The organism is Microbacterium sp., assembly GCF_047971895.1.
Lineage (GTDB): Bacteria > Actinomycetota > Actinomycetes > Actinomycetales > Microbacteriaceae > Microbacterium.
Genome location: NZ_JBKEAF010000118.1, coordinates 22688 through 34268, shown reverse-complemented (window position 1 = coordinate 34268; position 11581 = coordinate 22688). Strand labels below are relative to the sequence as shown.

The window sequence follows — 11581 nt, the reverse complement described above, 5'->3', positions numbered from 1 at the left end:
GGCGTGGGCCGCCGCGGTGGACGACATCACCGCGGCACTGGGCGACGGCATCCTGCGCTCCGGCGCCGAGACCGGACTTCCGCTCACGGGGTTCCCGCTCGAGCGGACCGCCGCCGCACACGACGCCGTGCAGGGCCGCCCGGTCGGGAAGGTGCTGATCCGGGTCGCCAACCTCTGACCCGCGGTGCCGTCCCGCCGCCCGCCGCTTCCAGAACGAGGTGCAGGTCGGCGGGTCCAAGGCCTCGATGTTCGGCGACGCCCAGGCGTACGGTGTTCATGGGTTCGACTTCTTCCCGCGCGAGAAGGCGATCACCAGCCGCTGGCTCGACCCCGCGGCACACGGCGGGATCACCCTCGGGTTCCCGCAGAACGACTGAGGTACAGGAGCATCGACATGACCGACACGCTGGCCGCACAGGCTTCCACCGCCGACTCCGTCGCCGACGCGCGGGTGCGCGCCGACGACCGGGCGCACGTCTTCCACTCATGGAGCGCGCAGGCGCTGATCGATCCGATGCCCGTCGCCGGCGGTGCGGGCTCGACGTTCTGGGACTACGCGGGCAACACCTACCTCGACTTCTCGTCGCAGCTGGTGAACCTGAACCTGGGGCACCAGCATCCCGACCTCGTCCGCGCGATCCAGGAGCAGGCGGGACGTCTCGCCACCATCCAGCCGGCGCTCGCCAACGACGTGCGCGGCGAGCTGGCCCGGCGCATCACCGAGGTCGCGCCCGACGGGTTCGACAAGGTGTTCTTCACCAACGGCGGCGCCGACGCCGTCGAGAACGCGGTGCGCATGGCCCGGGTGGTCACCGGCAAGCGCAAGGTGTTGTCGATGTACCGTAGCTACCACGGCAACACCTCGACGGCGATCACCCTCACCGGCGACCCGCGCCGGTGGGCGAACGAGCCGGGCGACGGCTCGGTGGCGCACTTCTTCGGCCCGTACCTGTACCGGTCGGCGTTCCACGCCACCACGCCCGAGGAGGAGACCGAGCGCGCGCTGCAGCACCTCGAGCAGACCATCGTGCTCGAGGGCGCGTCGACGATCGGTGCGATCATCATCGAGTCGGTCGTCGGCACCAACGGTGTTCTCATCCCGCCGCCCGGATACCTTGAGGGCGTGCGCGCGCTGTGCGACAGGTACGGCATCCTGTGGATCGCCGACGAGGTCATGGTCGGCTTCGGTCGCACCGGCGAGTGGTTCGCGTTCCAGGCGTGGGATGCCGCCCCCGACCTCATCACCTTCGCGAAGGGCGTCAACTCGGGCTATGTGCCGCTGGGCGGCGTCGTGATCTCCGACCGGGTCGCCGCGCACTTCGACACCGCCGTGTTCCCGGGCGGCCTCACCTACTCGGGCCACCCGCTGGCGTGTGCCCCCGGCGTGGCGACGTTCGAGGTGTTCGAGCGCGACGGCATCCTCGAGCGGGTGCGCGACCTCGGCGCGCGCGTCGTCGCCCCGCGCCTGGCGGCGATGGCCGAGAAGCACTCCTCTGTCGGCGAGGTGCGCGGCACCGGCCTGTTCTGGGCGATCGAGCTGGTGCGCAACCGCGAGACGCGCGAGCCGCTCGTGCCGTTCAATGCGAGCGGATCGGATGCCGCGCCCATGGGCGCGTTCGCCGCCGCGTGCAAGAACGACGGTGTGTGGCCGTTCGTGCACTTCAACCGCACACACGTCGCCCCGCCGCTGGTGATCACCGAGGACGAGCTCGTGCGCGGGCTGGATGTGATCGACCGGGCGCTCGACGTCGCCGACGGCTACGCCGAGTGATCATGCCTCAGCGAAGGCCTTGACCGCCGCGAGATGCGCGGTATGGGTGAGCACGAGACGGTAGGGGGCCACGGCATCCCGCACCTCGCCGATGCCTTCGAACGCCTTCCCCGACGCGTGGGTCGTGATCGCCTCTCACGTCCCGCGACCGGAAATCACGGGCCTCGACGACCCGGAGCCCCGGCGGGAATGAAATTCCTCGGTTCGTGGTTGTACCCGTATTCAGCATCGCAATGTTCCGTATGCGGAGGGATTCGTGGGCAAGAACTACATCGACATCGAAGACGACCGCGGCGAGACGCTGCGCTATCGCAAGCACGCGAAGGGGCGCGGTCTGATCGCGCACGGCGCGAAGGTGCATGCGACGGCCACCGTCGAGGCGGGCGCGTATGTCGAACCGGGCGCGCAGATCGCGCCCGGAGCCGTGATCGCGCGAGGTGCCTGGATCGAGCGCGACGCCGTGATCGGCCAGAACGCCCGCATCGACGCTCACGCCCATATCGGGGTCGGATCGGCCGTCGGGCCGAAGGCGCACATCGGCGTCCGCACCGTGGTGGGCGACGGCGCGCGCGTGGCCGCAGCCGCCCTGATCGGCGACGACGAGACGATCGCCCCCGGCGACGCGATCGCCACCGACCGCCGCGGGCTCTGGCTGGCGGCCTGAGGCGCTGCAGCGCGGGTGCGCGCGGGACTACGCGAAAAGCAGCAGTACGAAGCCGATGAGCGGCAGCGTGCCCTGGATGAGCGCCGCGCGCAGATACTTCGCGCCCGTCGTGAGCAGCACGAGCGCCGCGGCGACCATGCAGCCCAAGGCGAACAGCGTGAGCGCGCGGCCCGCGGCATCCACCGCCTGTCCGTCGGGACCGCCCCAGAGCAGCACCAGCCCGATCACCGTGCCCAGCGCCAAGAACAGATTGTAGAACCCCTGGTTGTAGGCGAGCGGCCTGGTGATCTCGGCCTGCTCCTGCGTGGCCACGCCGAACCGACGGTAGATGCGCGGCTGCGTCCACTGCACGCTCTCCATCACGAAGATGTACACGTGCAGCAGGGCAGCGAGCGCCGCGCACACCGTCGCGATGATTCCGATCATGGTCTCACCGTAGCGGCGCCGTCCATCGATGGCGACCGGTGCGGCGGGCAATAGCGCAGGCTGGATCGCGCCGTGCGCCGCGCACGTGGGTGGGTCGGGTGCGACTCAGCCTGCATTACTGCCGGCTGCGACGGCAAGTAACGTGGTGCCATGGCGAAGGGCAGGGGCGGCGCGGCGCGGCGCAGCCAAAGGCCCAGAGGGCACGGGGCCGGCGCGAAGCCCGGTGCCAAGGGGGCAGGGGCCGGCGCGAAGAAGAACGTCGCCGCAAGGCGAGTGGATGCTGCACCCGCAGCGCCGTCGGCACCGGCCGGCCCGTTCCGGCTCGGCGTGGTGCCCGGCACCGCCCCGGGCAGGTGGGTCGACCGCTGGCACGAGCGGCGTCCCAATGCGCTCGAACTGGTGCCACTGGCCGTCGCAGATCAGCGCGCAGCGCTGGATGCCGGAGACGTGGATGCCGCATTGGTGCGACTGCCCATCGACCGCGAGGGGCTGCACGTGATCGCCCTGTACGACGAGGTGACGGTCGTCGTGGTCTCGGCGGATTCGCACCTGACCGCGGCGGAGGAACTCGACGCAGCCGACCTTTCGGGCGAAGTCGTGATCGTGCCGCGCGACGACGTCCTCGCCCTGCCGTTGCCGGACTGGGCGGTCACACCCGTGTTCGATGCCCCGCAGACCACGGGCGATGCGATCGAGACCGTCGCCACCGGCGTCGGGGTCGTGATCGTGCCGATGTCGCTCGCACGCCTGCACCATCGTCGAGACACCGAGTATCGGCCGCTGCGCGCCGCCCCCGCATCGACCATCGCGCTGGCCTGGCCCGCCGACGCGACGACGCCCGACGTCGACACGTTCGTCGGCATCGTCCGCGGCCGCACCGCCAACAGCTCCCGCTGACGCGCAGCCGCCTAGAATCGGGCCATGAGCCGCCTGCTGTACGTATGTGCGCGCCCGCAGGAGGGCGCCGCCGCCGCCGAGTACGAGTCGTTCCGCACCGCGGCGGACCTCGACCCGGCCGACCTCGACCGCATCGACCTCGTGCGCGAGCGTCTGCCGCGCGACGCGTTCGACCGCTGGGGCGGCTTCGTCGTCGGGGGCAGCCCGTTCAACGTCACCGACCCCGAGTCGACGAAGACGGAGGCGCAGCGGTCGCTGGAGACCGACCTCGAGCGCATCGCACGGGAGGCCGCCGACCAGCGCACCCACGCCCTGTTCACCTGCTACGGCATCGGCGTCGTGACTCGCCTGCTGGGCGGCGAGGTCACCCGCGCCTTCCCCGAGGACACCGGCCCGGTCGTGATCGAGCTGACTGCCGACGGCGAGCGCGACCCGATCCTCGGCGCCCTGGCCACGCGTTTCAGCGCCCTCACGGCGCACAAGGAGGGAGCGGGCGCACCGCCGCCGGGTGCGGTGCTGCTGGCGACGAACGACGGATGCCCCGTGCAGGCGTACCGCGTCGGCGATCACCTCTACGCGACACAGTTCCACCCCGAGCCGACCGCGCAGGCGTTCACCGAGCGCATGGCGGTGTACCGCGACGACGGGTACTTCGACTCCGGCGACTTCGACGCGATCGCGGCACGGGTGCGGGCGGCATCCCTGTCCGAACCGCACCGGATCCTGCACGGCTTCGCGCAGCGGGTGCGCTCGCACTGACGGCGCTCGTGCCGGCGCCGGTTCAGCGCCAGACGTCGTCGGCGATGGCTACCACCTCGCGGATCTTGGCCCACTGCTGCTCTTCGCTCAGCTCGTTGCCCTCTTCGGTCGAGGCGAACCCGCACTGCGGGCTGAGCGCGAGCTGGTCGAGGCGGACGAAGCGGGATGCCTCGTCGATGCGGGCCTTGACGGCATCCACGTCTTCGAGCTCGCCGGTCTTGGTCGTGACCAGCCCCAGCACGACCGTCTGGTCCCCTTCGGGCAGGAACCGCAGCGGCTCGAACCCGCCAGCGCGCTCGCTGTCGTACTCGAGGAAGTAGCCGTCGTAGTCGACGGCCCCCAGCAGCTGTTCGGCCACCGGCTCGTAGCCGCCCGACGAGATCCACGTCGAGCGGAAGTTGCCCCGGCACACATGCGTGGTCACGACGAGGTCGTCCGGCCGCCCTGCGAGCACGCGGTTCAGCAGGGCGGCGTAGCGCTCGGCGAGGCCGTCGACCTGGATGCCACGGCCCGCCGCCTTGGCGAGCTCGTCGTCGGAGCACAGGTACGCCCACGCGGTGTCGTCGAACTGCAGGTAACGACAGCCGGCGTCGTAGAAGGCCTGCACGGCGTCGCGGTAGGCCTGCACGAGGTCGTCGAGGTAGGCATCGCGGTCGTCGTACGGGCCCAGGTGATCGGGCTCCAGGCGAAAGTCGAGCACCGTGGGCGCGGGGATCGAGAACTTGGGCTGTGCGTGCGTGGTCTCGGCCAGCAGCGCCTGCAGGTCGCGGTAGTGCTGCAGCATCGGGTGCGTGTCGCTGAAGGCGATGCGGCCGGTCAGCTCCACCCCCCGCGGCTTGGTCTGCACACCCTGGAACTGGATGCCGTGGTCGAGCTCGACGATGTCGACGCCGTCGAGCATCCCGAAGAAGTCGAAGTGCCACCACGACCGGCGGAACTCGCCGTCGGTGGCCAGGCGCAGCCCGTTGTCGGCCTGCCGGCGCACGAGGTCGGCGATGGCGGCGTCTTCGACCGCGGCGAGGGCTGCGGCGTCGATACGGCCGTCGGCGAGGTCGACGCGGGCGTTCTTGACGGACTCGGGGCGGAGGAACGAGCCGACGATGTCGGCGCGGTACGGCGGGTTCACAGTCACCCTGACACCTTAGACCTGTGCCCGTGCACGGCAGAACCGCGTGTCATCCAGCGACACTCACGCGCGGGTGGACGGATCGGTCAGCAGCACGACGCGCTCGTCGAGATATGCGGCGAGGGGCATGAGCCCGCCCCCGGCGGTCCACTGGATCATCGCGATGCCGTCGACGAGCTGCAGGGGGCCGGATGCTTCGCCCCGCCCGACCGCGTCGAGGTCGATGCGGTGCCAGCCGACGTGCACCGTCTCACCCGCCGCGATGCCGCCGCGCACCGCCGCGCCGCGGGTGGCGGCGCGCTCTCGCGCCGACACCGCCGTGTACCCACGGCGCACCTCGGGCTCGGCACGCAGCGCCTCGCCGACGGCGAGCACGTCGTCGGTGCCGGCGGGCAGCAGCAGCACGCCCAGTCGCCATGCCGAGCCCACCGGGGTGATGCGCGGTGCCCGCCGGAACAGGCGTCCCGGCGTGGCCCACTGGCCCAGCACCTCGCGCGGCGCCCCGGTCAGGCGGGCCCGTGCCGCGGCGAGCAGTGCACGCACGTCGGCCGCAGGCATCCGGTCATTCATCGCTCGTGAACCGCACGGCCGCGCCGCGCTCGGACTCGCCGCGCACCGCCATCGCGACGAGCGGGTACACGAGCACCGAGAGCATGCCTGCGCCCACGAGCGCCGCGGCCAGCCCTGGTTCGATGAAGCCGAGGTCGAGGCCGGTGCTGGTCGCCGCGACGATGACCGGCAGACCGGTCGCGGCGAGCAGGCCCCGCGACACCTTGTCGCGTGTGCTCGACCTCGGCGGGGCGACCAGCAGCGCCGGCAACCCGCGCGTGATCAGCAGCAGCACCAGGAAGACCGGCACGAGCACCGTGATGCGCCAGTCGGTGAACAGCGCCGCGACGTCGAAGGTGACCCCCGTGTAGATGAAGAAGATCGGCACGAGGAACCCGAAGGCGATGCCCTCGACCTTGGTCTCGACCACCTCCCGGTCGTGCTCGGGCGCATCGCGCATGAGCAGGCTCCAGATCACCCCCGCCGCGAATGCGCCCAGCAGCATGTCGAGGTCGAGTGCGATGCTCAGCACGGCCAGGGCGACCAGGATCAGCACGACCACGCGCACCGCGAACTGCGTCGAGGTGTGCAGGGTCGCTCGCACGAACCGGTGCAGCCGCCCGTGCTCGCTGCGCAGGGCATAGATGATCAGCGCGCCGGTCACTGCCACGAATCCGAGCAGCACGAGCGTCGACGCCCCCGGCTGCCGTGCGCTGAGGAACACCGAGATCGCGATGAGCGGACCGAACTCGCCGACAGCGCCGATCGCGGAGACCGAGCGACCGAACGGCGTGCGCAGCTCGCCGGCGTCGCGCAGGATCGGCAGCAGAGTGCCGAGGGCGGTCGAACTCAGACAGATGGCGATGATGATCGCCGCATCGCCCGGAGCGATCAGCAGGCCGATGGCCGCGCCGGCTGCGATGCCGATCAGCCAGCCCAGCGACGCGCGGCGCAGCGGGCGCCCCTTGATGCCAGCGAAGTCGATCTCGCTGCCGGCCATGAAGAACAGCATCGCCAGCCCGAAGTCGGCCAGGACGTTCAGCACCTCGCCCGGCTGCACCCACCCCAGCGCGGCGGGCCCGATGACGATGCCGAGCACCAGCTCGAACACGAGCACGGGCACCCGCGCCCATCGCGCGACACCGCGGGAGATGAGGGGTGCGAGCACGGCGACCAGTGCGATGAGCACCAGTCCGCCGATCAGTTCTGACGTCACGACGATCAGAGTATCGTCGCGGGGCGCCCCACGACGTTCGCACCTCCCCACGCCCGCCGCCCGTGACGAAAACTCCTGATCTGGCGTAGACAGGATGCCTCCGGCATCCACCGTCCTGTCCTCCCCAGATCAGGAGTTTTCGGTGGCGGTGGCGGCGAGGGGAGGAGAGGGGAGCGGAGGAGAGGGGAGGGGATCGTGGATGACGACGCCGCCGATGTACGCACGGCGACCTCGAGCAGCGTGAGACCGAGGTCGTCGAGCACACGCCCCAGGCTCGACCGCCGTGCTGGCTCATACCCGCACGCATGTCAGACCGGAAGCCACTCCACCGCGGTCGTCAGCTCCTCGAGGACCTCCGGAATCGGGGCGACGCCGAGGCCCGGGCCCGTGGGCACCGGCAGGTGGCCGTCCTCCATGACGAACGGCGGTGTGATGTCGGTGCGGTAGAACCGGTCGCTCGCCGACACGTCGCCGGGCAGGGTGAAGCCGGGAAGCGACGCGAGCGCGATGTTCGCCGCCCGGCCGATGCCCGACTCGACCATGCCGCCGCACCACACCGGCACACCGGCCGCCGCGGCCAGGTCATGGATGCGGCGCGCCTCGAGATAGCCGCCGACGCGCCCCGGCTTGATGTTGATGATGCTCGTCGCGCCCAGACGGATGGCGGCCGCCGCAGTCTGGGCCGACGTGATCGACTCGTCGAGGCAGATCGGGGTCTGCACGATCTTGGCGAGGTCGGCGTGCCCGACGATGTCCTCCTCTTCGAGCGGTTGCTCGATGAGCAGCAGATCGAACGCGTCGAGCGCGGCGAGGTGCCGCGCGTCGCGCAACGTGTACGCGGTGTTCGCGTCGACCTGAAGCAGCACGTCGTCGCCGAAGCGCTCGCGCACGGCGCGCACGACGTCGACGTCCCACCCGGGCTCGATCTTGAGCTTGATGCGCACGTAGCCCTGGTCGAGGTAGCCGCCGACGGCGTCGAGCAGCTGCGGCACCGAGTCCATGATGCCCACCGACACTCCGCACGGCACGGTCTCGTGCACACCGCCGAGCTCGCGGGCGAACGAGCGTCCCTCGGCGCGCAGCTCGGCATCCAGCACCGCCATCTCGAGCACCGCCTTCGCCATGCGGTGCCCCTTGAAGTGCTGCAGCGCCTCACCGACGCCATTCGCGTCGCGCACGCCGGCGATCGCGGGGATGAAGAATCGCTTCATGACGTCGACGGCGCCCTCGGTGTACTCGGGCGAGTAGATCGGGTCGGGCAGTGTGACGCACTCGCCCCAGCCCTCGGCATGACCGGTGACCGCCTTCACGAGCAGGATGTCGCGCTCGGTCTGCGTGCCGAACGATGTGCGGAACGGGGAGACGAGCGGCATCGCCACCCGTCGCAGCTCGAAGCCCTCGATGTTCACTGTGCCTCCTCCAGGTCGACGAGATATCCGTCTTCGCGGTCGAATCCGACGATACGGCCGCCGCGCTCCAGCAGCGACCTGAGCTGTTCGCGCACCTCGCGCCGCCAGTCGCGGGCGCGGCCCGGGTCGGTGGCACGCAGCGTCTCGATATCGGTGGGGACGGCGACGGATGCCCGGTCGGGCCGCGTCGCATGGTCGCCGGCGAACGCCCGACGATGTCGTTGCCAGCCTTGCCCAGCGCGCGCAGCAGCTCGGGCGGAACGAAGATCAGCGGTCGTCGAGAGCCAGGCCACGTTTGTCGACGAGGCCCCACGCGGCGGCGCCCGCGACGACGAAGAACACCGCGAACACGACGAAGAGCACCGGAGCCCCGCCGAGGGCGAGCAGCGGCGGCACCGCCAGCGGGGCGATGATCGACGCGATGCGTCCGACGCCGGCGGCCCACCCCGACCCGGTCGCCCGCAGCGACGTCGGGTACATCTCGGGGGTGACGGCGTAGAGCGCGCCCCACGCACCGAGGTTGAAGAACGAGAGCCCCATGCCGGCGGCGATGATCGCCCACTCGGCGCCCGCGGTGCCGAACAGCACCGCGCACACGGCCGACCCCGCCAGGAACGCCGAGAGCGTGAGGCGCCGGCCCCACACCTCGATGAGCCATGCCGCCACGGCGTACCCGGGCAGCTGCGCCAGCGTGATGATGAGCGTGAACCCGAACGACCGCACGAGGTCGTACCCCTGCGCGACGAGGATCGACGGGATCCAGATGAACGCCCCGTAGTACGAGAAGTTCACGCAGAACCACACGAGCCACAGGCACGCCGTGCGCATGCGGAACTCCCGCACCCACAGAGCGGCGACCCGGCTGCCGACGGTCGTCGGATGCAGAGTGGATGCCTCGTCCGTACCGGCCGGCACCGGCATCCGTTCCGCCGCCGCGGCCTCAGCCGCGCTCGCCTCGCGCGCTCCGGCGCGAAACAGCGCGGGCGAAGCCTCGAGCGAGCGCACGACCGCATCGGCATCGGCGGTGCGGCCACGGCGTGCGAGCCAGCGCGGCGACTCGGGCAGACCCCAGCGCACGACGATCGCCCACACCGCGGGGATCACGCCGATGGCCAGCGCCCAGCGCCACCCGGCTTCGGATGCCGGAATCACGAAGAATGAGATGAGGGCGGCAGCCGTCCACCCGACGGCCCAGAACGCCTCCAGGATGACGATGACCCGGCCGCGGATGCGCGCGGGGGCGAATTCGCTCACGAACGTCGAGGCCACCGGCAGCTCGGCGCCCAGACCGAGCCCGACGAGGAAGCGCAGCACGAGCAGCGCCACGAGCCCGCTGACGAGCGCCGAAGCCCCCGTCGCGAGCCCATAGACGAGCAGTGTGACCGCGAAGATCTGACGCCGCCCGAACCTGTCGGCGAGCAGGCCGCCCAGGCTCGCGCCGATGGCCATGCCGATGAAGCCGATCGAAGCGATCCACGCGGTCTCGTTGCCGGTGAGCTGCCACTGTGCCGCGAGCGCGGCGATGACGAACGAGATGAGCCCGACGTCCATGGCGTCGAGCGCCCACCCGATGCCCGAGCCGGTGAGCACCTTGAGGTGCCGTCGCGTGAACGGCAGCCGGTCGAGTCGGTCCGAGACGTCGGCGCTCATGTCAGCTCTCGTTCACCCGGTCGCGCCACTCCAGCAACGGCTTCACCATCGAGAGATCGTAGTCGGGCCCGTCCAGTGAGGGGATCACCAGTCGCACACCCACAGCGTGCCAGGCATCCAGCAGGTCGTCGGTCATCTGCAGCGGACGCCGCAGGGTGAACCCGGTCGACAGCTCGATCTCGGCCGGGTCGCGCCCCTCGCGCGCGCACCAGTCGTGCAGCACGCCGATCTTGCGCGGCAGGTCGTCGAGCCTGGTGAACGTGTGCCAGATGTCGGCGTGCCGCGCGACCAGGCGCAGCGTCTTGCGCTCGCCCTGCCCGCCGATGAGCACCGGGATGCGGCGCGTCGGTGGCGGGTCGAGCTTCTCCCACCGCGCGCGCACCCGGGGCAGATCGGCGGCGAGCGCATCGAGCCGGCTGCCGACGGTGCCGAACTCGTACCCGTACTCGAGGTAGTCGCGCTCGGCCCAGCCCGATCCGGTGCCGAAGATGAACCGGCCGACACCCGTGCCGTGCGCGGAGATGTGGTCGATGGTCCGCGCCATGTCGGCCTGCAGGTCGGGGTTGCGGTACGAGTTGCAGTTCACCAGCGGACCGAACTCGACGCGCTCGGTCTGCTCGGCCCACGCGGCGAGCATCGTCCACGCTTCGAAGTGCGGGGCGTCCAGCGGCTCGGTGAGCGGGAAGAAGTGATCCCAGTTGAAGACGGCGTCGACGCCGAGGTCCTCGGCGCGCAGCACCGCATCGCGCAGTTGCGCATAGGTGGCGTGCTGCGGCGAGAGCTGCACGCCGATGCGCACAGGACGCCCGGAGGCGGGATGGGACAGGGATGCCGAGTGAACCGTGGACTGCACGGGCTCGACTCTACCGACCCGCTCTGACACCCGCCCCGGGCATCGCCTCGGTCCGCGCCCGTCCATGACGGTGCGCACACCACCGACGATCACATGCTCAAACCCGCGTGACGGACGCAGCTCACGGTACCCGCCGCGCGGTGCGACGGTGGCCGGATCGAACACGACGAGGTCGGCATCCGCCGCCACCTGCACCCGCGCCTTCCGATCCACGTCCGACCCGATCGTCGGCGATTTTCACGACGCTGAAGCTCTCGTCTA

General features: G+C 70.9%; 12 protein-coding genes and 1 pseudogene. 5 read left to right on the top strand and 8 right to left on the bottom strand.

Going from position 1 to position 11581, the window contains the following annotated elements; genetic code table 11:
* Positions 1 to 194 precede the first annotated feature (194 nt).
* The 3 genes and pseudogenes from ACK5IN_RS09535 to ACK5IN_RS09525 form a co-directional block, all read left to right on the top strand.
* Positions 195 to 377, top strand: a pseudogene (locus tag ACK5IN_RS09535) (methylmalonate-semialdehyde dehydrogenase (CoA acylating)); the annotation flags it as partial.
* Positions 378 to 394: 17 nt separating this feature from the next.
* Positions 395 to 1771 (top strand): aspartate aminotransferase family protein, encoded by a 1377-nt coding sequence (locus ACK5IN_RS09530; protein WP_416895952.1) that lies wholly within the window; start codon positions 395 to 397, stop codon positions 1769 to 1771.
* Between the two features lie 256 nt (positions 1772 to 2027).
* A complete protein-coding gene (locus ACK5IN_RS09525; RefSeq protein ID WP_416895951.1) occupies positions 2028 to 2435 on the top strand; it encodes a transferase in 408 nt (135 codons plus the stop codon).
* A 27-nt stretch (positions 2436 to 2462) separates the two neighbouring features.
* Here the strand turns inward: ACK5IN_RS09525 and ACK5IN_RS09520 are convergent, their stop codons facing one another.
* Positions 2463 to 2861 carry a DUF1304 domain-containing protein gene (locus ACK5IN_RS09520; protein ID WP_416895950.1) on the bottom strand — a complete coding sequence of 133 codons (399 nt, stop codon included), beginning with the start codon at positions 2859 to 2861 and terminating at the stop codon, positions 2463 to 2465.
* Positions 2862 to 3011: 150 nt separating this feature from the next.
* Between ACK5IN_RS09520 and ACK5IN_RS09515 the strand changes: the two genes are divergently transcribed.
* Both ACK5IN_RS09515 and ACK5IN_RS09510 read left to right on the top strand, forming a co-directional pair.
* Entirely contained in the window at positions 3012 to 3758 is a 747-nt protein-coding gene (locus ACK5IN_RS09515; protein ID WP_416895949.1) for a LysR family substrate-binding domain-containing protein, read from the top strand.
* A gap of 24 nt (positions 3759 to 3782) precedes the next feature.
* Positions 3783 to 4517 (top strand): glutamine amidotransferase-related protein, encoded by a 735-nt coding sequence (locus tag ACK5IN_RS09510; RefSeq protein ID WP_416895948.1) that lies wholly within the window; start codon positions 3783 to 3785, stop codon positions 4515 to 4517.
* A gap of 22 nt (positions 4518 to 4539) precedes the next feature.
* Here ACK5IN_RS09510 and ACK5IN_RS09505 read toward each other — a convergent pair whose 3' ends face one another.
* The 7 genes from ACK5IN_RS09505 to ACK5IN_RS09475 form a co-directional block, all read right to left on the bottom strand.
* Positions 4540 to 5649, bottom strand: coding sequence for a 5-methyltetrahydropteroyltriglutamate--homocysteine S-methyltransferase (locus ACK5IN_RS09505; protein ID WP_416895947.1), 1110 nt, complete (start codon positions 5647 to 5649; stop codon positions 4540 to 4542).
* Positions 5650 to 5706: 57 nt separating this feature from the next.
* Positions 5707 to 6201 (bottom strand): glutaminase, encoded by a 495-nt coding sequence (locus ACK5IN_RS09500; protein ID WP_416895946.1) that lies wholly within the window; start codon positions 6199 to 6201, stop codon positions 5707 to 5709.
* A 4-nt stretch (positions 6202 to 6205) separates the two neighbouring features.
* The gene (locus ACK5IN_RS09495; RefSeq protein ID WP_416895945.1) at positions 6206 to 7408 is read right to left on the bottom strand and encodes a cation:proton antiporter; all 1203 of its coding nucleotides are present in this window, start codon (positions 7406 to 7408) and stop codon (positions 6206 to 6208) included.
* 308 nt (positions 7409 to 7716) lie between these two features.
* Positions 7717 to 8781 (bottom strand): o-succinylbenzoate synthase, encoded by a 1065-nt coding sequence (gene menC, locus ACK5IN_RS09490; protein WP_416895956.1) that lies wholly within the window; start codon positions 8779 to 8781, stop codon positions 7717 to 7719.
* Between the two features lie 32 nt (positions 8782 to 8813).
* Complete coding sequence (locus ACK5IN_RS09485; RefSeq protein ID WP_416895944.1) at positions 8814 to 9110, bottom strand: hypothetical protein; 297 nt, start codon at positions 9108 to 9110, stop codon at positions 8814 to 8816.
* Positions 9085 to 10467 carry an MFS transporter gene (locus tag ACK5IN_RS09480; protein WP_416895943.1) on the bottom strand — a complete coding sequence of 461 codons (1383 nt, stop codon included), beginning with the start codon at positions 10465 to 10467 and terminating at the stop codon, positions 9085 to 9087. The genes ACK5IN_RS09485 and ACK5IN_RS09480 overlap by 26 nt, the downstream gene beginning before the upstream one ends.
* A gap of 1 nt (position 10468) precedes the next feature.
* Entirely contained in the window at positions 10469 to 11533 is a 1065-nt protein-coding gene (locus tag ACK5IN_RS09475; RefSeq protein ID WP_416895942.1) for an LLM class F420-dependent oxidoreductase, read from the bottom strand.
* Positions 11534 to 11581 lie beyond the last annotated feature (48 nt).